This window comes from Micromonospora sp. LHW51205 (genome assembly GCF_003315815.1).
Taxonomy (GTDB): domain Bacteria; phylum Actinomycetota; class Actinomycetes; order Mycobacteriales; family Micromonosporaceae; genus Micromonospora; species Micromonospora chalcea.
Window position 1 is genome coordinate 327974 of sequence record NZ_QMEZ01000005.1, and the last position, 21613, is coordinate 349586.

The following is a 21613-nucleotide window of genomic DNA, read 5'->3' on the forward strand; positions in this document are numbered from 1 at the left end:
ATCAGATCCTCTCGTTGAGGGACGTGGTGTCATCCCACATCACGGGAGCGGGTTCCGCCAGATCGACGTCCGTTATCGGCCGCAACTAGGCATTCGCGCTTGTCAAGGTGTTGAGCACCGTGGACAGTCCGGCGAGCGTGGACACTTCGGCGTCCGGTTCGAGGCCCCGAGGCCGGGGAAGCCCGCCCCGGTTGAGCCAGACGGCACGCAGTCCGGCCCGCTGGGCGGCGACCACGTCGTGCTCCGGCGAGTCGCCCACGTGCACGATCCGCGCGGCGGGCAGCCCGGCGGCCGCCACCACGGCCGCGAAGAACTCCCCGGCCGGCTTCTTCGGCAGGCCGCCCTCGTGGGCGTACAGCTCGAAGGCGAACTGCCCGGCGAGGCCGCAGCGTTCGGCGCGGCTGTTCCCGTTCGTGGCGAAGCCCAGCAGGTGGTGCGGGCGCAGTGCCGCCAACGCGGGCAGCGCGTCGGGGAAGGGCCGGCTCAGCGCGTACCGGCGGGCGAAGAACAACTCCGCCAACTCGTCCAGCTCCGTCTCCAGCCCGGCCCGGGCCAGCGAGCGGGCCAGCGCGGCCCGCCGGATCTCCTGCACCGGGGCGGCGCTGAGCGCGCCGAAGACCGCACCCCAGTCCTCCTCCAGGTCCGCGAGCGACACCGCGGCCGCCGCCGGGGTCCGCCGCCGCATCTCCTCCAGTACGGCGACGAGCGCGCCGGTGATCGCCGGGCGCAGGTCGACGAGTGTCTCGTCGGCGTCGAAGACGACAGCGCTGCGCGGCCCGCTCACCGGTCGCCTGCCAGCACCGGCTCGGCGGACGTGGACGCCGAAGGTGTGCCGCGCAGTTCGTCCGCCCGGACCAGGGCGACGCCGCCGAGGATGAGCACCCCGCCGGCCAGCTGGATCAGGCTGGGCAGTTCGTCGAGCACCAGCCACGCGATCAACACCGCGAACATCACCTCGGTCAGCCCCACGAAGGAGGACAGCCGGGCCCCGAGCAGCCGGGTGCCGGCGACCCCGGCCAGGTACGCGACCACGGCGGCGATCAGCGACAGCCCGGCGATCGGCACCAGCCAGCTCACCTGGTGCCCGGCGAAGGTGACGTCGGCGGTGCCGGCGGCGAGCGGCAGCGCGCCGATGCCGCCGAGCAGGAGCAGCGCCACCGCGCCGACAGCCATGCCGCCGCTGGCCATCACCACCGACGGCAGTTCGGCGTCGATCCGGCCGGCGATGACGAAGTATCCGGCCAGCCCGACGCCCGCGCCGAGACCCCACAGCACGCCCACCGGTTCCAGGCGGCCGGCGCCGGTGAGGTCGAGGACGAGCGCCAGCCCGCACAGGGCGGTGACCGAGCCGGCCACCGTCAGCGCTCGCGGGCGCTGCCCGTGGACCAGCCACATCCATCCGACCACCAGCACGATGCCGAGGTATTCCAGCAGCAGCGCCACACCGACCGGGAGGTAGCGGACCGCGTTGAAGAAGCACGCCTGCGCGGTGGCGACGCCGAGCAGCCCGAACAGCAGCACCGTGACGCCGTTGCGCCGCAGCACCGACCACTTGCCGCGCAGGGCCAGCAGGGCGGGCACGGCGAGCACCAGCGCGGCGATGCCGACCCGGGCGACCACCACCGCGACCGCCGACCACTCGCCGGTGATCAGCGGGCGGGCGAAGGTGCCCGAGGTCGCGAACGTGATCGCGGAGAGCAGTGCCAGACCGAGCCCGACGCCGGATCGTTCACGCATCGACAGCTCCAGGTCATGAGTGAAGGACGGTTATGCTGATGACGCTAGGCGGAGCCCCTGACAGGAGTCAAGTTGCTTTTCGCTCATGACACCGAATGCGCGCTGGTCGGTGCCGCCGCACTGGTGAACACCGCCGAAGGCGACCGGGAAGGGCTGCCCGACGTGGCCGCCCTGGACGCCTTCTTCACCACCCACGGGTGGAGCGGCCGGCACGAGCACACCGAAACCGAACTGCGCCAGGTCCGCGCGCTGCGGCCCCGGCTGCGCCGCATCTGGTACGCCGACACCGACGAGGTGGTGGCGATCGTCAACCGGCTGCTGCGCGAGTCGCACGCGCTGCCGCAACTCGTCCGGCACGACGACGAGCCGTACCACCTGCACGCGGTGCCGCGGGACGCGCCGCTGGCGACCCGGATGGCGGTCGAGGCCGCGATGGCGATGGCCGACCTGGTACGGATGGGCGAGCTGAGCCGGCTGCGGCACTGCGACCACCCCGACTGCGACAACGTGCTTGTCGACCTGTCCCGGAACCGCTCCCGCCGGTTCTGCGACGCCGGCTGCGGCAACCGGGCCGCGGTGAGCGCCTACCGGGCCCGCAGGGCGGCGTCCCAGTCCTGACGGGTCGCGGGCCAGTCCTCCCGGGACAGCTCGTACTCCACCTCGCCGTGCTCCGTACCCGGGATCGGGTCGTCGAACGCGAGGTGGAACGTGCGGACGTAGCGCAACCCGGCGCGGGCCATGACCGCCCGGGAGCGGTCGTTCACCGCCATCGTCTGCGCCCACACGCGGCGGACGCCGACCGTGTCGAACGCGTGCCGCACCAGCGCCCGCGCGCCCTCGGTGGCCAGCCCGTGCCCCCACGCCGCGCGGCGCAGCCGGTAGCCCAGCTCCGCCTCGGCGCCGTCGTCGGACGGGTCGAGCGAGTGCCAGCCGAGGAACTCGCCGGTGAACCGGTCGAGCGTCGCCCAGCGGCCGAGCCCGGGGTGCCGGGTGTACTGCGCGAGCACCCGGGGCAGCACGTCGTCCCGGAATGTCGCGGCCGGGGTCGGCACGCCGCCGGTCAGGAAGCGCATGACCTCCGGGTCGGCGTCCAGCGCCACCAACCGGTCCACGTCGTCCATCGTGAACCGGCGCAGCGTCAGCCGCGCGGTCTCCAGCAGCACCCCGCCGTCGTCACGCACCGTCGGATCATGCCGCGCCCACGGTGACGGGTCGAGGCAATTACCGGCGCCGGTCTCAGGGGTGGGTCATCCGGAGCAGGTCCAGCGCCTCGTCCAGCTGGGTCTCGGTGAGCTTGCCCGAGTCGACGTGGCCCCGGGAGATCACCACCTCGCGGATGGACACCTGCTTGGCCAGCGCCTCCTTCGCGATCGAGGCGGCCTCGTCGTACCCGAGGTGGCGGTTGAGCGGGGTGACGATCGACGGCGAGCCCTCCGCGTACGCCAGGCAGACCTCGGCGTCCGCGACCAGGCCGGCCACCAGCCGCTCGGCGAACAGCCGGCTGGACGCGGCGATCAGCTTGATCGACTCCAGCAGATTGCGGCCCATCACCGGGAGCATCACGTTCAGCTCGAAGTCGCCCTGCGACCCGGCGAACGCCACCGCCGCGTCGTTGCCGACCACCTGGGCGCAGACCTGCCGCATCGCCTCGGCCACCACCGGGTTCACCTTGCCGGGCATGATCGACGAGCCGGGCTGGAGGTCGGGGATGCGCAGCTCACGCAGACCGGCGCGCGGGCCGGAACCCATCCAGCGCACGTCGTTGGCGATCTTGTAGAGACCGACCGCGACGGTACGGAGCTGGCCCGAGGTCTCCACCAGCGCGTCCCGGGCGCCCTGCGCCTCGAAGTGGTTGCGCGCCTCGGTCAACGGCAGCCCGGTGGACTCCCGCAGCTTGCCGATCACCCGCTCGGCGAACCCCAGCGGCGTGTTGATGCCGGTGCCCACGGCGGTGCCGCCCAGCGGCAGCTCGGCCAGCCGGGGCAACGCCGACTCCAGCCGCTCGACGCCGTAGCGGACCTGCGCCGCGTAGCCGCCGAACTCCTGCCCGAGCGTGACCGGCGTGGCGTCCATCAGGTGGGTACGCCCGGCCTTGACCACCGTCTCGAACTCGGCCGCCTTCTCCTCCAGCGCGCCCGCGAGCTGCTTCAACGACGGGATCAGGTCCTCCACCACGAACTGCGTGGCGGCCAGGTGGATCGAGGTGGGGAACACGTCGTTGCTGGACTGCGACGCGTTGACGTGGTCGTTCGGGTGCACGTCGCGGCCCAGCTCGCGGCTCGCGAGGGTGGCGATCACCTCGTTGGTGTTCATGTTGGACGACGTACCGGAGCCGGTCTGGAACACGTCCACCGGGAACTGGTCGTCGTAGCCGCCCTCGGCGACGTGCGCGGCGGCGGTGGCGATCGCCTGCGCCACGTCCGCGTCGATCACCCCCAGCTCACCGTTCACCAGTGCCGCCGCCCCCTTGATCTGCGCCAGGGCCTTGATCTGGGCCGGTTCCAGCCCGCGCCCCGAGATCGGGAAGTTCTGCACCGCGCGCTGGGTCTGCGCCCGCCACAGTGCCTCGGCGGGCACCTCCACCTCGCCCATCGAGTCGCGTTCGATCCGGTAGCCGGTCGCCTCTGGAGTCGTCACGCCTACCATCCTGCCGCGCCGCCGGTCGGAGTGCAGGGAAAGTGGCGGCCCCCTCAGCCCAGCTCGACCAGCAGCTTCTCGGTGTCCCGCTGGTCCGGCGTCTCGACCTGACGGAACAGCGCCAGCGCACGCCCGGCGTACCGGCGGGCCTGGTCGGGGTCGTCGTGGCGCAGGCATCGCGCGAGGCCGTCCAGGGCGCGGGCCTGCTCGTAGCGCAGGCCCAGCCGCTCGGCGTCGGCTAGCACCCGGCGGTGCAGGTCCAGCGCGCTGGCCACGTCACCCTGGTCGAAGATCGTCCGGGCCAGCAGGTTCCGGGAGGCGCACTGCCCGACCAGATCCCCGGCGTCGATCATGGCCACGAGGGCGTCCCGGTGCAGCGAGGCGGCCAGCTCCGGCCGGCCCTCCTCGCGCTCCATCATGCCCAGCTCGTTGAGCAGTTCGCCCTCGCCGTACCGGTTGCCCACCCGGCGCTTGAGCCTCAGGCCGACAAGCAGGAGCCGGCGCGCGGGCCCGTGCTCGCCGCGCCGGTGCCGCGCCATGCTGAGGTGCCCGATCGAGTTGCCGAGCTGCCGCAGGTCGCCGGCCTGCCGTGCGACAGCCATCTGGTTGCGGCACATCCGCACAGCCTCGTCGTACCGGCCGTGCGAGATCAGGGTGAACGAGAGGTTGTTCAGCAGGTTGGACAACCACGACGACTCGCCCGACCGGCGGGCGATCGCCGCGGACTCGGTCAGGAGTTCGATACCCCGCTGGTGCTGCCCGTCGACCGCGTACGCGGTGCCGAGGTTGCCCAGCACTTTGCGCAGCTCGCCCGGCCGGTCGAGCCTGCGGTAGATGCCGACCACCGCCTCCAGCCGCCGGATGGCCTCGGCGAACCGCGCCCGGCGGTAGTCCGCCGAGGCGAGATAGTTGAGCATCGTCGCCACGGCCTCCTCGTCGCCCAGGCGCTCGGCGGCCCGCAGACCGATCTGATGCGTCTCGATCAGGTCGTCCAGGCGACCGCCGTAGAAGTTGCTGACCCAGGCGACCCGGGCGAACTGCCAGCTCTGCCGGAGAAAACCCTCGTTCTCCGCCAGCCGGACGAGCGCCGTCAGGGTCGAGCGGTTCTCCTCCAACCATGCTCGGCCGAGGCCGACAGTGGCTGCCACCAGGTCGGGCCGCGCCGGCTCCGGCAGGTCGAACAGGGACGGCTCGGCGCCCGTCTCCAGCGACCGCCCGATGGACGCGGTGACCTGAAGATGGAAGTCGATGAGACGGCCCACCGCCGCCCGCCGCTCGTCGGCGGTCTCGCGTCCGGCGCCGAGCGTGCGCGCGTACTCGCGGATCAGGTCGTGCAGCTGGTAGCGGCCCGGTTCCACCTCCTCGACGAGGTGCGCGTCGACAAGTTCGTCGAGCGCGTCCTGCGCCTGCGGCAGCAGCAGGTCGGCGAGCGCGGCCGGCACCCGGTTGTCGACACACTGACCCGGGTGCAGGCCCAGCAGGCGGAAGACCCGCTGCGCGAGCGGCGACACCTGCTCGTACGACAACGCGAAGGCGCCGGCCACCGACCGCTCTCCCGCGACCAGCTCGGCCAGCGGGTCGGACGCGCCGGCCAGCCGCTCCGCCAGGTCGGCCACCCGCCACCGCGGCCGGTGCGCGAGCCGGGCCCCGGCCAGCCGCAGGGCCAGCGGAAGGTGTCCGCAGCGGCGGGCCACCTCCATCGCCGCCTCGGGCTCGGCGGCCACCCTCTCCGCGCCGGCCACGCGGGCCAGCAGCTCGACCGCCTCGTCGGCGTCGAGTACCGGCAGCGAGGACGGGCGGCCCGAGTCCAGGCCGATCAGGCGACGACGGCTGGTGATCAGTATCAGGCAGTCCGGACCGTTGGGCAGCAGCGGTGCGACCTGGCCGGCGTCGGCCGCATTGTCGAGCACCACCACGGCCCGACGCCCGGCCAGCTCGGAACGCCACATCGCCAGCCGGTCCGTCGGGTCGGCCGGCACCCGTTCAGCCGGCACGCTGAGCTGCCGGAGCAGGGTGGCGGCGGCCACTGTCGTACTGAGCGGGCTGCGGTCGCTGTGCCCGTGCAGGTCGATGAAGAGCTGCGCGTCGGGGAACCGGCCGGCCACAGCGGTCGCCACCTGCACGGCCAGCGTGGTCTTGCCGCTGCCCGCCATGCCGTCGACGAGCTGGACCCGGCTACCCTCCTCGACCTCCCGCACCAGCCGGGCCACTGTCTGCTGCCGCCCGGTGAAGTCGCTGATCGCGCGCGGCAGCGCCCGCACCGGCGCGGCAACACGGCTCTCCGGGCCGCTCAGCGCCAGGTCGCCGGCGAGTATCCGCTGGTGCAGCTCCTGCAACGCGGCGCCCGGCTCGATGCCCAGCTCCTCGGCGTAGATCCGCCGCCCTTCCCGGTAGACAGCCAGCGCGTCCGCGTGGCGGCCGACCGCCGACAGGGCCAGCATCAACTGCCCCCGCAACCGTTCCCGCAGCGGCTCGCGCTCGACCGCCTCGGTGAGCTCGTCGACCAGCTCGGGCGCCCGGCGCAGCCGCAACTCGATGTCGACGCAGTCCTCCAGCGCGGCGAGCCGCTGTTCGTCGAGCGCCTGCGCCCGCCGCCGCACGCTACGGGCGGGGATGCCGGCCAGCACCGGCCCACGCCACAACGCCAGCGCGTCCCGGTAGTTCTGACGCGCCTCGATCAGCCGGCCCGCTTCGGCGTTCCGGCGGGCCGCCTCCACACCGTTGGCGAACACCTCTGCGTCGAGGTCGCCCGGCTCGATCCGGATGCCGTATCCGGCCGGGTCGGTGACGATGGTCACGGTGGGCAGGCCGAGCGCCGCGAACCGCTGCCGCAGTCGAGACACGCAGATCTGGAGCTGGGTCCGCGCGGTCGCCGGGGGACGGTCCTCCCACACGGCGTCGATCAGGTCCTCGGTCGGCACCACCAGGCCCGGACGCAGCAGAAACATGGCGAGGACGATTCGATCTCGACCCGCGGTGACGGTGGCTTCACCGCCGCCGACCCGCAGGGGCCCCAAGATTCCGAACCGCACCGCGCTCCCCCGACCGCCGTATCAACCCTGCAGCAGCGTAGCCCGGCGGTCACCGAGCGCCGCGCCGAGGCGATAGCGATCCGATAGCGGCGGCGCACAGACTCGGTGCGGGTTGCCGATGACGGCATCCGACGGGGGCGGTGCGCCTGTCCGGTGGTCCGACCGGGCAGGCGCACCGATGTCTGTGCGTCTGAACTCAGCGGCGGCCGACGGTGAGCACCGGCTTGGTGACCTCGGCGAAGAAGTCGTTGCCCTTGTCGTCGACGACGATGAAGGCGGGGAAGTCCTCCACCTCGATCTTCCAGACCGCCTCCATGCCCAGCTCGGCGTATTCGAGCACCTCGACGTGCTTGATGCAGTCCTGGGCGAGGCGGGCGGCCGGGCCACCGATCGAGCCGAGGTAGAACCCGCCGTGGGCCTGGCAGGAGCGGGTGACCTGGGCGGACCGGTTGCCCTTGGCGAGCATCACCATCGAGCCACCGGCCGCCTGGAACTTCTCCACGTACGCGTCCATCCGGCCGGCCGTGGTGGGGCCGAACGAGCCGGAGGCGTAGCCCTCGGGGGTCTTCGCCGGGCCGGCGTAGTAGACCGCGTGGTCGCGCAGGTACTGCGGCATCGGCTCGCCCGCGTCCAGCCGCTCGGCGATCTTCGCGTGTGCGATGTCCCGCGCGACGACCAGCGGCCCGGTCAGCGACAGCCGGGTCTTCACCGGGTACTTCGACAGCTCGGCCCGGATCTCGTCCATCGGCCGGTTCAGGTCGACGCGGACGACCTCCTCGGTCTCCAGCGTCTCGTCGGTCACGTCGGGCAGGTAGCGCGCCGGGTCGGTCTCCAGGCGCTCCAGCCAGACGCCGGACGGGGTGATCTTCGCCACCGCCTGCCGGTCCGCGGAGCAGGACACCGCGATCGCCACCGGGCAGGAGGCGCCGTGCCGGGGCAGCCGGACCACCCGTACGTCGTGGCAGAAGTAGCGGCCACCGAACTGCGCGCCGATGCCGAAGTTGCGGGTCAGCTCCAGCACCTCGGCCTCCAGCTCCAGGTCGCGGAAGCCGTGCGCGCTCATCGAGCCCTCGGTGGGCAGCGCGTCGAGGTACTTCGCGGAGGCGTACTTGGCGGTCTTCAGCGCGTACTCGGCCGAGGTGCCGCCGATGACGATGGCCAGGTGGTACGGCGGGCAGGCCGCGGTGCCGATGAGCCGGAGCTTCTCCTCCAGGAACTGCATCATCCGCGTCGGGTTCAGCAGGGCCTTGGTCTCCTGGTAGAGGTAGGACTTGTTGGCCGAGCCGCCGCCCTTGGCCATGAAGAGGAACTTGTACGCGTCGGCGTGGCCGTCCGGGTCCTCGGCGTACAGCTCCACCTGGGCGGGCAGGTTGCTGCCGGTGTTCCGCTCGTCCCACATGGTCAGCGGGGCGAGCTGCGAGTAGCGCAGGTTCAGCCGGGTGTACGCCTGGTAGACGCCGCGCGAGATCGCCTCCGCGTCGGTGCCGTCGGTGAGCACGTGCCGCCCGCGCTTGCCCATCACGATCGCGGTGCCGGTGTCCTGACACATCGGCAGCACACCGCCGGCCGCGATGTTGGCGTTGCGCAGCAGGTCGAGCGCGACGAACCGGTCGTTCGGCGAGGCCGCCGGGTCGTCGATGATCGAGCGGAGCTGGGCCAGGTGGGCCGGGCGCAGGAAGTGGGCGATGTCGTGCATCGCCTCGGCCGTCAGCGCGGTGAGCGCGCCCGGATCGACGGTCAGGAACCGGCGGCCACCCGGGCCGTTGACGACGTCCACGCCCTCATCGGTGACCAGGCGGTATTCCGTCAGGTCGGGGCCGGTCGGCAGCAGGGGTGCGTACGAGAAGGCGGCGGCACTGCTCATGACCGAAAAGCCTAGGGCAGAGCCGTCGATCGGTGACACCCGCAGGTGGGGTCGCGGCCCGACCTCTCACCCACTGTCACTTGCCGTCGACGCAGAGTTCCCGCTTCGGGCCGCAACTGCCCTGGTCGCCGGGCGGCTGCCAGCTGCCCCCGGGGTTCGGCGCCACCGGCGCGCCGTCCTGGCCCGGCCCGGGCGCGCCGGTCGTGCCGGCGCCCCAGCGGACGTACCCGATCTCCCGGCCCTCACCGATGATCATGCCGTTGGGGCCGACCGCCAGCGCGTTCGCCGCGGTCCGCAGCTCGACCAGGACGCGGCCCTCGCGCGGCTCGACCGCGATCAGCCGAGACGGCTTCTCCTCGCTGATCAGCGCCGCGTACGGGGTGAGCGCGGCGCCGCTCTTACCGCCCGCCGGCCGGGTCCACCGGGTCCGGTCCGCCGACAGCTCCCGCCCCAGCAGCGACTCCTTGTCGGCGCTGCGCACCACGGCGTAGCGGTCGTCCACGGCGAGCAGCTTCTCACCGTCCGCGCCCACCTGGAGCAGACGGCCGTCGTACCCGTCGAGCACCGCCTCGCGCCCGTCCGGGGCGACACCGATCAGGACGTTGCGCGCGCCCTGCGGGTCCTCCCGCTGTACGCAGCCGGCGTAGTCGGCCGTACGCAGGTTGATCCCGGTCCGCCGCCACACCTGCTGACCCGTCGCCGGGTCGACTGCCGTGACGGTGTAGTAGCAGCTCCCGTCGCGGGAGGTGGCCGCGATCCGGAGCAGCCGGCCGCCGACCACCGCCAGCCGCTCCTCCCGGCCCGGCTCGACGTTCTGCAGCACCCGGCCGGTCGCGGTGTCCACCACGTGCACCCGGCCGTCGACCGGGAAGCCGAGCAGCGGCGGTACCGCCTCCGGCCCGGCCACCCCGCCGTCGATCCGGGTGGCGCCCAGCCGCCGCGTACCGAGCAGCTCCGGGTTGTCGGCGAGCACGCCGCTGTGCACGCCGGGCAGGAACGCGCTCCACAGCGGAGCGGTGCCGCGCGGCTCCCAAGCCCGCAACGTGCAGTCCGTGGCCCGCACGCAGTAGGCGTCCAGCAGCAGGTTCCGGTACGTCCAGACGGCGATCGCCCGATCGTCGCGACGCCGGGTCACGCCGCTGACCGGGTCGAGCACCTCGTACCCCTTGTCCAGCAGCTTGCCCACGGCGACGACCGGGTCCCGGTCGCCGCCCGCGACCGCCGACCAGTCGGCCTTGCGCTCCCAGAGCTGGCGGCCGTCGGCGAGGCTGCGCGCCTCGACGCGGGTGCGCTGCTCGACGATCACCGTGTCGCCGGCGATGGTGACGCTGCGCGGGGTGCCGCCGACGCGCTGCTGCCAGACCACGTCCGGCTCGGAGATCGGCTTGCTGCGGTCGACCCAGTCCCACAGCGCCGGGAACGGGTTCCAGACGCCTGTCGCGGCGAGTACGACCACGGTGACGAGCCCGAGCAGCAACCAGCCGCGTACCCCTAGGCCCTTCACACCGCACACGGTAGCGACGATCACCGGTCCCCCGGGTCGCGCGCGGGGCGTGTCGCAGCGCTTCTTGCCCGGGCAGGTGTTAATAAGGGGCCCTTCCACCTCCGCAGGCGTTAACAGGGGGCCCTTCCTTACCCCCGGGCGGCGGAGCGGACCAGCGGCAGCGTGCGGTACGGGATCTGCTCGGCCAGCGCGATGATGGTGGACGCGCGCCGGATCCCCTCGGAGGCGACGATCTGGTCGATGACCCGCTGGAGGTCGGTGTTCGACCGGGCGACGATGCGGCAGAGCAGGTCGCTGGAGCCGGTGATGGTGTGCGCCTCCAGCACCTCGGGGATGGCGGCCAGGTGCGCGGTGACCTGGTCGTGGCCGTGCCGCTGGCTGATCTCCAGCGTGACGAAGCTGGTCACCCCGAAGCCGATGGCGGCGGGCGTGATGTCCGGCCCGAACCCGGTCACCACGCCGCGGCCGACCAGCTTGTCCAGCCGGGCCTGGACCGTGCCGCGGGCCACGCCGAGCCGCCGGGAGCACTCCAGCACCCCGATCCGCGGTTCCTCCGCCAGCAGTTCGATCAAGCGCGCGTCCAGCTCGTCGAGCTGTACATCCTGACCAGTGTTCATGGTGTCCGACGGTACCGAATGCACAACCTGACCAGGAATAACGCCAACTGTTGCCCAACTCACCGTGCGCCGTAGATCCTCCCCGGAAGAGCACATCCACGGCGGCCCACGAGGCCGGCCGGTACGCGAGGGAGGCCACCATGACCCAGGCGATCGACCGACCCCAGTCGACCGAGGAGGTCGACGTCGACGCTCTCGTCGGCGCCGTCGACCACGACATCAGCCGCGACCCGTTCCCGGTCAAGGGCATGGACCACGTCCACTTCCTGGTCGGCAACGCCAAGCAGGCCGCGCACTACTACTCGACCGCGTTCGGCATGACCTGCGTGGCGTACCGGGGGCCGGAGCAGGGCTACCGCGACCACGCGCAGTACGTCCTGACCAGCGGTTCGGCCCGCTTCGTGCTGACCGGCGCGGTCCGGCCGGACGCCGACGGCGCCGAGCACGTGGCGAAGCACAGCGACGGCGTCTCCGACATCGCGCTGGAGGTGCCGGACGTGGACGCCGCGTACGCGCACGCCGTCGCGCAGGGCGCCACCGGCCTGGTCGAGCCGCACGACGTCAGCGACGAGCACGGCACCGTGCGGATGGCGTCCATCGCCGCGTACGGCGACACCCGGCACAGCCTGATCGACAGGTCCCGCTACACCGGCCCGTTCCTGCCCGGCTTCGTGGCCCGCGGCCCGATCGTGGACCGGCAGCCGATGATCGACGCCGGCCTCCAGCCGAAGCGCTTCTTCCAGGCCGTCGACCACGTGGTCGGCAACGTGGAGCTGGGCCGGATGGACGAGTGGGTCGAGTTCTACAAGCGCGTCATGGGCTTCTCGAACATGGCCGAGTTCATCGGCGACGACATCGCCACCGACTACTCGGCGCTGATGAGCAAGGTCGTCGCCAACGGCACCCGCAAGGTGAAGTTCCCGCTCAACGAGCCGGCCGTGGCCCGCAAGAAGTCGCAGATCGACGAGTATCTGGAGTTCTACCAGGGCCCCGGCGCCCAGCACATCGCGGTGGCCACCAACGACATCCTGGCCAGCGTGGACGCCATGCGCGCGGCGGGCGTCGAGTTCCTGGACACCCCGGACTCCTACTACGAGGACCCGGAGCTGCGCGCCCGCATCGGCAACGTCCGGGTGCCGATCGAGGAGCTGCAGTCCCGCAAGATCCTGGTCGACCGGGACGAGGACGGCTACCTGCTCCAGATCTTCACCAAGCCGGTGCAGGACCGTCCCACGGTCTTCTTCGAGCTGATCGAGCGGCACGGCTCCCTCGGCTTCGGCAAGGGCAACTTCAAGGCCCTGTTCGAGGCGATCGAGCGGGAGCAGGAGAAGCGCGGCAACCTGTAACACTGTCGGCGTGACCCAGCCTCCCCCGAACCCGACGCCGCCGCCTGCCGGGCCTGCACCCGCGGGCGGCGGCTTCGCGCCGCCCGCGGGGCCCGCGCAGCACGTTCCTCCGGGGTACGCCGGCCCGCCCGGCTACCCGCCGCCCGGTTACCCCCCACCGGGGTACGCCCCGAGGCCCGTCCCGCCCCCGGTGGCGCCGAACGGGCAGCCGCTGGCGAGCTTCGGTGACCGGCTGATCGCCTACCTGATCGACACCGCCGTCGCGATGGCGGTGACGATGGTGCTGTTCCTGCCGGTCTTCGCCCTCGTCTTCGTCCGGATGATCGACGAGATCGAGCAGGCGGGCCCGAACGGTCCCGACCCGGCCGAACTCTGGACCGGCGTGTTCCTGCCGCTGCTCGCCGCCGAGCTCGGGGTCCTGCTGCTGATGCTCGTCTTCTACTGGGTCTACCACGTCGAGTACGCCCGCCGGACCGGCCAGACGCTGGGCAAGAAGGTGATGAAGCTGCGGATCGTGCCGGTGCAGCCGGACGCCGCGCTGAGCCGGGGCATGCTCGGCAAGCGCTGGGCCGTCGAGTTCGCCGGCGGGATGTTCGTGCCGTTCCTCAACTACCTCGACGGTTTCTGGCAACTGTGGGACAAGCCCTGGCAGCAGTGCCTCCACGACAAGTTCGCCGGAACGGTCGTCGTTAAGGTTGGCCCGTGAGCGCGAGGAGTGAGCCGGGCCTGCGAGCCCCGCAGTCGCGAACTGAGGGGAGCACTGTGAGCGCGAGGAGTGAGCCGGGCCTGCGAGCCCCGCAGTCGGGAACAAGGACGGCGCTGTGAGCTTGGAACCTGGATGGTACGTCGACCCCGCCGACCCGGAGACCCGCCGCTGGTGGGACGGCGAGGGCTGGATCGGCGCGCCGATCCCGGTCGACGTCACCCCGCCCGACGGTCCACCGCCCGCCGAACCCGAGCCGGCCGCCGCCGCGACGCCCGGTGCCGGGACGGGTAGCGGGTCCGAGGTCGCCCCGTCGTCCGGCGCGCCCGCCCAGCCGGGCGGACCGTGGCCGGGCCAGCCGGGCCAACCGGGTCAGGCCGGCCCGTGGCCCGGACAGCCCGGTCCCTGGCCGGGACAGCCGGGGCAGCCGGGACAGCCCGGACAGCCGGGGCCGGGCGGCCCGTGGCCGCGGCAGCCCGGTCAGGCCGGGCCGGCGCCGCAGGGACCGCCGCCGGGCTGGCCGTACCCGCACTGGCCGGGCGCGCAGCCGATTCCGCGCCCGCACGGGCTGCCGCTCGCCTCGTACGGCGCGCGGCTGGTCGCCCGCCTGATCGACTTCGGCGTGGTGTTCCTGCTCAACGCGGTGGTGAACGGCTGGTTCGTCTGGCGCTACTTCGAGGCCGTCGCGCCGTACCTGCGTGAGTCGGTGCGCCGCGCGATGAACGGTGACACCTCCACCGAGGGGCTGCCCCAGATCGACGACCAGGCCGGTGGCCTCCAGATCGCCATCCTGGTGATCGCCACCGCGCTCTGGTACGCCTACGAGGTGCCGTCGATGGCGGCGCGCGGGCAGACGTTCGGCAAGCGGCTGATGGGCGTACGCGCGCTGCCGGTCGAGGCGGACCAGCCGCTCGGCTTCGGCCGGGCCACCCGGCGCTGGAGCACGCTCGGCCTGCCCACGCTGCTCTGGTACTGCTGCGGGCTCGGTCTGCTGCTGCAGCTCATCGACGCGGTCTCGCCCCTGTTCGACCAGCCGCTGCGCCAGGCCCTGCACGACAAGCGGGCGCAGACGGTGGTGGTCCAGCTTCCCCGTAAGCGGCCCGACCCCCGTACCACCCCGCGCGACCGCGCCGACACCCCGGGAGACACCCCATGACCGAGACCGGACGCCACCAGCCTCCGCTGCGGCTCACCCGCGCCGACCTGGACGCGTTGCCCAACTACGTGCCCGGCCGCAGCCCGGCCGACCTGGCGCGGGAGCTGGGTTTGCCCGAGGCGATCAAGCTGGCCAGCAACGAGGTGCCCTACGGCCCGCTGCCCGGCGTGGTGGAGGCGGTCGCCGAGGCGGTGGCGGGTTCGCACCGCTACCCGGACATGGGCGTGGTGGCGCTGCGTCAGGCGCTCGCCGAGCGGTACGGCGTGGACGCCGACCGGATCGCCACCGGCTGCGGCTCGGTGGCGCTGGCCGAGCACCTGGTCCGCGCCACCTGCCTGCCCGGTGACGAGCTGCTCTACTCGTGGCGCTCCTTCGAGGCGTACCCGATCATCGCGGCGACCAGCGGCGCGACCAGCGTGCGGGTGCCGAACGACGCCGGCCACGGTCACGACCTCACCGCGATGGCGGCGGCGGTGACCGACCGGACCCGGATGATCCTGGTCTGCAACCCGAACAACCCGACCGGTACGGCGGTGCGCCGGGCGGAGCTGGACCGCTTCCTCGACGCGGTGCCGGACGACGTGCTCGTGGTGATCGACGAGGCGTACCGGGAGTTCGTCACCGACCCGGAGGTGCCGGACGGCCTGACCTACCTGGACCGGCCGAACGTGGCGGTGCTGCGCACGCTGTCCAAGGCGTGGGGCCTGGCCGGCCTGCGGATCGGCTGGCTGGTCGCGGCGCCGGAGGTGGCCGCCGCCGTGCGCAAGGTGGTCACGCCGTTCTCCACCAGCATGGCCGCCCAGGCCGGCGCGCTGGCCGCGCTGGCGCAGGCCGACGAGGTGGAGCGGCGCTGCGCGCTGGTAGTGGCCGAGCGGGACCGGGTCACCGAGGCGCTGCGCAAGTTCGTCCCGGACGTGCCGGAGAGCCAGGCCAACTTCGTCTGGCTGCCGCTCGGCGAGCGGGCGGTGGAGTTCGGCCGGGCGTGCGAGGCGCGCGGCGTGATCGTCCGCCCGTTCCCGGGCGACGGCGTCCGGGTCACCATCGGCACCCCCGCCGAGAACGACGCGTTCCTGGCGGTGGCCGAGTCCGCCCTGGCCTGACCGGGGCGCGCCCGGGGCCGGTCCGTCAACCCCCTACGGACCGGCCCTGGGCGTCTCCTCCGACAACAATAGTGGCTTTTGTCCGTTTTGCAGGCCGAACCGCCGGTCAGGTGGCGGCGAGCAGCACCGGCTCGGCCATCAGGAAGTAGCCCTGGTCGTCGTCCTCCGGCGTGGCGCTCTCCCGCAGCCGTTCCACGGCGACGTAGCCGTCCACCGCGTACGCCCGGCCCGGCCGCCAGCCGATCCCGTCCCGCCCGACGTCGAGCACGAAACTGGACCGGGTCGCGCCGGTGAGCGGGTCGACGGTGACCAGCTCCCGCCGGTCGGTCAGCAGGTGCACCCGCCCCGGCTCGGTCGCGAGCACCCGGGCCGGGTGGATGTCCGCCCTGCGCCACAGCTCCGCGCCGGTACGCGCCGAACGCCCGACCACCACCGGGCCGGACGTGTCCACCACCCGCTCGCCGTCCAGCACCGTGTCCATCGCGTCCAGGCCCGGCGCGGCGCTCGGCTCGCCCGGGTCGGTCACCAGCCAGCCCTTGCCGCCCGCACCGCCCGGCCCGGCGGTGCGCAACCCGCGGCAGCCGGAGTGCCCGTGCGGGCAGCCGACCGGCGTGACCACGAGCTGATCCGGCGCGTCCGGGGGACGCCAGCGGGTCCGCACCGTGCCGGTCGCCGCGTCCCGCAGCTCGACCACGGGCGGCCCCTCGCAGCTGTCCACCCCGACCACTTCGCCGCTGGCTGTCGTACCCACGTCGGCCCGGCAGTCGCGGGGCAGGTCGGCGCGCCAGAGCCGGCGCCCGTCGGCGAGGTCGTACCCGCCGACCCCGCCGGGACCCGCCGACACCAGCACGGATCGGCCGGCGGCACGAGCGACGTGCAGCCCGGCCGGGTCCCAGACCGTGCCGGCGTAGGTCCGCCTCGGCTCCGGCACCGGCCCCGGCTCCGGGCCGTCGGCCCGCCAGGCGACCCGTCCGGTACGCGCGTCCAGTGCCACCAGCTTCCCGTCGGACCAGCGGCTGACCACCGTGGTGTCCTGGGCGAGCACCCCGGTCAACGTGGCCGGCCAGCGACGGTACGACCAGAACGGGGTGACCCGGTGCCGCCCGGTGACCGGCTGGTCCGCGTACACCTGACGGGCGCCCGCGTAGACGCGCAGCCGGCCGTCGACGACGAGCGGCGCCACCGGCAGCCGCCCGATCACCCCGGCGGTCGGCGCGGGCGCCGCCGGGTACGGCTCCCGGGCGACGGTCTCGACCTCGGCCGGCGCCAGCACCCGGACCACCACGGCGACCGTCGCCGCGACGGCGAGTACCGCCACCAGCGCCACCACGGCCCGCCGCCTCGCGGCCTTCGCCATCCGTCACCTCCGACCCGGCACCCTACCGGCCAGGTCCGGGCCGGGCGCGGCGAGCGGCCAGGTCGGCTCAGGCGGCCTCGGAGGACCGGGCCGGTCCGGCGGCCAGCGCCAGGTCGGCCAGGTCGCGTCGGAGCGCGCCCTCCACCGCGCGGGCGGCCAGGCCGCCGAGAATCAGGGCCAGCACCCGGCCGTACGGGCGGGTCGGCGCCGCCTCCTGCTCGACCGTGACCTCGGTGCAGCCGCGGCGTCGCCGCTCGACGGTGCGCAGCGTCCAGGTGATGCGGTAGTCCGCGCCGGCGCCGCGCGAGCCGAGCACCAGGCGGCTCGGGGCGACCGCCTCGATCACCTCGAACTCCTCCGGTTCGGCGCCGCCGTCCGGCCGGACGCGGGTCTCCCGCCAGGTCGAGCCGGGCCCGAACCCGCCGCCGCCGAGGACCTCGACCGCGCTCACCGCCGAGAGCCAGTCGGCGCGGGCCGGGAGGTCGGTCAGCAGGCGCCACAGGTCGGCGGCCTGCGCTTCGATGAATGCGGACACCGTGACCGTCGACATGGCACCTCCCGTGTCGTACACGGTACGGGCCGTGACCGGAAACGGGGAGCCTCGCTGTGACATTTCCACCGCCGGTGCCCCGATCGTCGGGGCACCGGGGTGTGGCACTGACGGTCAGCCGCGGAACGAACCGCCCCGCAGCGCGGTGACGAACGCGGCCCAGCCCGGGGGGCTCACCGCGAGCGCCGGGCCGTCCGGGTCCTTGGAGTCGCGTACGCCCACCACGCCGTGCGCGGCGACCACGTTCGTCGCCACCTCGACGCAGAGGCCCTGATCGTTCGAGCGGCTGCTGGTGCGCCAGACGGCGCCGGTCAACTCGGTCATGCTCGTCCTTCCTGTTCGGCTACCCGGGTACGCCCCCCGACCCGGCACCATCGGCGGCTCCGTTCCGGCCGGGAGCCGCCGTCCGGGGCGTACGTGATCCGGAGCGATAAACGCGGAAGGAAACGGCCCCGGTCGCACATCGGGTGCGACCGGGGCCGTTCGGGATGGCAGAACTCAGCGGGCCGGGAGGATCGTCCCGGTGACCTCGCCCAGCGCGACAGTGGTGCCGTCCGGGCCGGGCGCGGTGGCGGTGATCGTCACCGTGTCGCCGTCCTCCAGGAACGTCCGCTCGCTGCCGTCGGCGAACTTGACCGGCTCGGACCCGCCCCAGGTCAGCTCCAGGAACGACCCGACCTGGCCGCGCTCCGGACCGGAGACGGTGCCGGAGGCATAGAGATCACCGGTACGCAGCGACGCGCCGTTGACGGTGAGGTGGGCGAGCTGCTGCGCCGGGGTCCAGTACATGCCGGCGAACGGCGGCTCGGCGACCCGCTCGCCGTTCCACTGCACCGACAGCGTCAGGTCCAACCCGAGGTGCGGCGTGTCGCGCAGGTAGTCCTGCACCGGCGGGTCCTGGTCCGGCGCGGGTACGAACGCGTCGGCGAGCGCCTCCAGCGGCGTCACCCAGGCCGAGACGGACGTGGCGAACGACTTGCCGAGGAACGGCCCGAGCGGCTGGTACTCCCAGGCCTGGATGTCCCGGGCCGACCAGTCGTTGACGAGCACCACGCCGAAGACGTGGTCGGCGAAGTCGGCCACCGGCACCCGCTCGCCCAGCCGGCTCGGCACGCCCACCACGAAGCCCACCTCGGCCTCGATGTCCAGCCGTACCGACGCGCCGGTGGTCGGGCCCTGCGCGCTGGCGCGCTGCCCGGTCGGGCGGATCACCGGGGTGCCGGAGACGACCACGGTGCCGGCCCGGCCGTGGTAGCCGATCGGCACGTGCTTCCAGTTCGGCAGCAGCGGCGGCTGGCCGGGCCGGAAGATCTGCCCGACGTTCGAGGCGTGGTGCTCCGAGGAGTAGAAGTCGACGTAGTCGGCCACCTCGAACGGCAGCGCCATCTCGACCTCGCGCAGCGGCACCAGCAGCGGCTCGACCGCCGCCCGGTGCTCCGGCTCGGTGAGCAGCTCGACGACCCGCTGCCGGACCGCCGTCCACTGCGGGCGGCCGAGCGCCATGAAGGCGTTGAGCGTCGGCCGGCCCAGCGCCCCGCCGGCCAGCACCAGACCGGCGGCCTCCGCGCCGGCCAGGTCCAGCGCGAAGTCACCGATGCGGACGCCGATACGCGGCTCGCCCTCGCCGTGCCGGAACACGCCGTACGGCAGGTTCGTCACCCCGTACGGCGACCCCGCCGCCCCTGGTACCCAGGTCATGCCGTGCCGGCCGGGCACGCCCTCACGGCCCTCGCTCCGCTCGGTGCGTTCGGTCATGCCGTGCAGACTGGGCACGCCCTCACGGCCCTCGCTCCGCTCGGTGCGTTCGGTCATGCCGTGCAGACTGGGCACGCCCTCACGGCCCTCGCTCCGCTCGGTGCGTTCGGTCATGCCTCGAAGCCTCCGTTCACCAGCCCCAGCCGGATCAGATCGGTAAGTGGTTCGGAGATGCTGCACGAGCCGTACCCGACCCAGAGCGGACGCTCGGCGTCGCGGTGCGCCCGCGCCGGCTCGACCACACGGACCGGGTCGGTGGCGGCGAGCAGCTCGGCCACGCCGTCCACCTCGGCGCCCCCGACCGCGGCGAGCGTGGCGCCCAGCACGTTGACGAAACCGTGGTGGTTGAAGCCGGTCTCCGGGTCGCGGTGCCGGATCGCGTGGTGCAGCCCGGCGGTGAGCTTGAACGGCAGCTTACGGTCCCGGCAGGCGCAGATCACCGCGGCCAGCTCGACCGGGGTGGGGAACAGCTCGGCGGCGAGCCCGCCGGTACGGAACTTGGCGGCCACCGGCAGCCCGTCCGCGCGCGCCTCGGCGAGCGTGTCGAGCGCGCCCATCAGCCCGAAGGTCAGCGGGATCTCCGCGTAGACGGCGGTGCCGTCGAGCCGGTCGGCGAGCGCGACCAGTTCGGACAGCCCGGGTTGCGGGTCCTCACCGCGTTTGGCCACCGGCGCCTCGATCTGCCGGGCGGTCACCCCGTCGGGCGCGAGCGCGTCCAGCGCCTGCGGGAGCTGGTCCAGGCCGGTGTCGCCGATCAGCCCGATGACCAGCCCTTCGGCCGGGTCCACCAGGCCGCGCAGCGACCCGCGCTGGATCTCCGAGGCGGGCAGCAGCAGCGGGCCGACCATGTCGGTGTACCAGGCGGCGCGGTGGGTGCGGTGCGCGGTCACCGCGTCGGGCAGCGCGGCGTTTCCGGGCGGAAAGACCGCGGCGTCGTCCACCAGGCCGGAGAGGAGGCGGGGCACCTGCGTTGACACGAGACAAGAATGTACGGGACGCTACGAGGAACGGACAACAGCGTCCGATTATCGGACGCCACCGGCCGGAGAACGGGACATATCGGGAGGCGAGATGCCGTACTACCGCAGCGTCGGCGACGTGCCGCGCAAGCGCCACACCCAGTTCCGCCAGCCCGACGGCACGCTCTACGCGGAGGAACTGGTCGGCCAGGAGGGCTTCTCCTCCGACTCGTCACTGCTCTACCACCGCCACGCGCCGACCGCGATCCTCGCCGCCGAGGAGTTCGCCCCGCCCACGGTCACGCGGGTGCCGAACCTGCCGCTCAAGCCGCGCCACCTGCGCACCCACAAGCTCGACGGCACCGGCGCCGACCCGGTGCTCGGCCGGCAGTACCTGCTCGCCAACGACGACGTACGCATCGCGTACGTGCTCGCCGACCGCCCGTCGCCGCTGTTCCGCGACGCCACCGGCGACCACTGCCTCTACCTGGAGGCCGGGTCGATGCGGGTGGAGTCGCCGTTCGGCGTGCTCGACGCGGTCGCGGGCGACTACGTCGTCATCCCCACCTCGACCATCCACCGCCTCGTGCCCACGGGCGACGAACCGACCCGGCTGCTCGCCGTGGAGGCGTCCGGCCACATCGGCCCGCCCAAGCGCTACCTCTCCGTACGCGGCCAGTTCCTGGAGCACGCGCCCTACTGCGAGCGCGACGTCCGGGGACCGGACACGCCGCTGCTCGTCGACGGCGAGGAGGTGGAGGTGCTCGTCAAGCACCGCCGCGGGTGGACGAGGTACGTCTACGCCAACCACCCGTTCGACGTGGTCGGCTGGGACGGGCACATGTACCCGTGGGCGTTCTCCATCCACGACTTCGAGCCGATCACCGGGCGGATCCACCAGCCGCCGCCCGTGCACCAGACGTTCCAGGGCCCGAACTTCGTGATCTGCTCGTTCGTGCCGCGTAAGGTCGACTACCACCCGGCCGCCATCCCGGTGCCGTACAACCACCACAACGTCGACTCCGACGAGATGCTGTTCTACACCGGCGGCAACTACGAGGCCCGGCGCGGCTCCGGCATCGAGCAGGGCTCGATCTCGCTGCACCCGTCCGGCTTCACCCACGGCCCCCAGCCGGGCGCGGCCGAACGCTCGATCGGCGCGGAGTTCTTCGACGAGCTGGCGGTCATGGTCGACACGTTCCGCCCGCTCGACCTCTGCGACGCGGCCGCCGACTGCGAGGACGACGGCTACGCCTGGACCTGGGCACGCAAGCCCTGACGTACGCGAGAAGGGGC

The 21613-nt window shown here is 73.2% G+C and carries 19 protein-coding genes; 6 read left to right on the forward strand and 13 right to left on the reverse strand.

All coding sequences use genetic code 11. The annotated features are described in order from the left end of the window. Positions 1-85: 85 nt before the first annotated feature. Complete coding sequence (locus DQE82_RS21005; RefSeq protein WP_113973560.1) at positions 86-784, reverse strand: HAD family hydrolase; 699 nt, start codon at positions 782-784, stop codon at positions 86-88. After that, positions 781-1737 carry a DMT family transporter gene (locus DQE82_RS21010; protein ID WP_113973561.1) on the reverse strand — a complete coding sequence of 319 codons (957 nt, stop codon included), beginning with the start codon at positions 1735-1737 and terminating at the stop codon, positions 781-783. Before DQE82_RS21010 ends, DQE82_RS21005 begins: the two co-directional genes overlap by 4 nt. A 72-nt stretch (positions 1738-1809) precedes the next feature. Here DQE82_RS21010 and DQE82_RS21015 point away from each other — a divergent pair, with 72 nt between their 5' ends. After that, positions 1810-2355: a CGNR zinc finger domain-containing protein gene (locus DQE82_RS21015; RefSeq protein ID WP_113973562.1), complete on the forward strand. Its 546-nt coding sequence runs from the start codon at positions 1810-1812 to the stop codon at positions 2353-2355. Here DQE82_RS21015 and DQE82_RS21020 read toward each other — a convergent pair. The 6 genes from DQE82_RS21020 to DQE82_RS21045 form a co-directional block, all read right to left on the reverse strand. Next, the gene (locus tag DQE82_RS21020; protein WP_069089592.1) at positions 2322-2918 is read right to left on the reverse strand and encodes a GNAT family N-acetyltransferase; all 597 of its coding nucleotides are present in this window, start codon (positions 2916-2918) and stop codon (positions 2322-2324) included. The genes DQE82_RS21015 and DQE82_RS21020 overlap by 34 nt on opposite strands. Positions 2919-2973: 55 nt before the next feature. Continuing rightward, positions 2974-4383, reverse strand: a complete 1410-nt coding sequence (locus DQE82_RS21025; protein WP_176722885.1) for a class II fumarate hydratase — start codon at positions 4381-4383, stop codon at positions 2974-2976. A gap of 44 nt (positions 4384-4427) precedes the next feature. Next, the gene (locus DQE82_RS21030; RefSeq protein ID WP_113973563.1) at positions 4428-7406 is read right to left on the reverse strand and encodes an AfsR/SARP family transcriptional regulator; all 2979 of its coding nucleotides are present in this window, start codon (positions 7404-7406) and stop codon (positions 4428-4430) included. A gap of 196 nt (positions 7407-7602) precedes the next feature. Further along, a complete protein-coding gene (locus tag DQE82_RS21035) occupies positions 7603-9270 on the reverse strand; it encodes a fumarate hydratase (protein WP_030502831.1) in 1668 nt (555 codons plus the stop codon). A 76-nt stretch (positions 9271-9346) separates the two neighbouring features. Further along, a complete protein-coding gene (locus DQE82_RS21040; protein ID WP_370446804.1) occupies positions 9347-10747 on the reverse strand; it encodes a PQQ-binding-like beta-propeller repeat protein in 1401 nt (466 codons plus the stop codon). Between the two features lie 155 nt (positions 10748-10902). Further along, positions 10903-11391 (reverse strand): Lrp/AsnC family transcriptional regulator, encoded by a 489-nt coding sequence (locus tag DQE82_RS21045; RefSeq protein WP_013288920.1) that lies wholly within the window; start codon positions 11389-11391, stop codon positions 10903-10905. Between the two features lie 140 nt (positions 11392-11531). Between DQE82_RS21045 and hppD the strand changes: the two genes are divergently transcribed. The 4 genes from hppD (at position 11532) to hisC (ending at position 15696) form a co-directional block, all read left to right on the forward strand. Further along, positions 11532-12737, forward strand: coding sequence for a 4-hydroxyphenylpyruvate dioxygenase (hppD, locus tag DQE82_RS21050; protein ID WP_043327937.1), 1206 nt, complete (start codon positions 11532-11534; stop codon positions 12735-12737). Between the two features lie 10 nt (positions 12738-12747). Continuing rightward, positions 12748-13443 carry an RDD family protein gene (locus DQE82_RS21055; RefSeq protein WP_113973565.1) on the forward strand — a complete coding sequence of 232 codons (696 nt, stop codon included), beginning with the start codon at positions 12748-12750 and terminating at the stop codon, positions 13441-13443. A gap of 115 nt (positions 13444-13558) precedes the next feature. After that, positions 13559-14596, forward strand: coding sequence for an RDD family protein (locus tag DQE82_RS21060; protein WP_113973566.1), 1038 nt, complete (start codon positions 13559-13561; stop codon positions 14594-14596). Next, entirely contained in the window at positions 14593-15696 is a 1104-nt protein-coding gene (hisC, locus tag DQE82_RS21065) for a histidinol-phosphate transaminase (protein WP_043327934.1), read from the forward strand. Before DQE82_RS21060 ends, hisC begins: the two co-directional genes overlap by 4 nt. A gap of 106 nt (positions 15697-15802) precedes the next feature. Here hisC and DQE82_RS21070 read toward each other — a convergent pair whose 3' ends face one another. From DQE82_RS21070 to DQE82_RS21090, 5 genes are all read right to left on the reverse strand, one after another. Further along, positions 15803-17053: a PQQ-binding-like beta-propeller repeat protein gene (locus DQE82_RS21070; RefSeq protein WP_113973567.1), complete on the reverse strand. Its 1251-nt coding sequence runs from the start codon at positions 17051-17053 to the stop codon at positions 15803-15805. A gap of 67 nt (positions 17054-17120) precedes the next feature. Beyond that, a complete protein-coding gene (locus DQE82_RS21075; protein WP_043327932.1) occupies positions 17121-17603 on the reverse strand; it encodes an SRPBCC family protein in 483 nt (160 codons plus the stop codon). Between the two features lie 114 nt (positions 17604-17717). Beyond that, entirely contained in the window at positions 17718-17927 is a 210-nt protein-coding gene (locus DQE82_RS21080; protein WP_043327931.1) for a DUF397 domain-containing protein, read from the reverse strand. 174 nt (positions 17928-18101) lie between these two features. Further along, positions 18102-19301 carry a fumarylacetoacetase gene (fahA, locus tag DQE82_RS21085; RefSeq protein WP_043330870.1) on the reverse strand — a complete coding sequence of 400 codons (1200 nt, stop codon included), beginning with the start codon at positions 19299-19301 and terminating at the stop codon, positions 18102-18104. Between the two features lie 167 nt (positions 19302-19468). Further along, positions 19469-20335, reverse strand: a complete 867-nt coding sequence (locus DQE82_RS21090; RefSeq protein WP_199496058.1) for a hypothetical protein — start codon at positions 20333-20335, stop codon at positions 19469-19471. Positions 20336-20429: 94 nt separating this feature from the next. On the opposite strand from DQE82_RS21090, the gene DQE82_RS21095 reads away from it, so the two are divergent. After that, positions 20430-21596, forward strand: a complete 1167-nt coding sequence (locus DQE82_RS21095; protein WP_043327929.1) for a homogentisate 1,2-dioxygenase — start codon at positions 20430-20432, stop codon at positions 21594-21596. Positions 21597-21613: the final 17 nt, after the last annotated feature.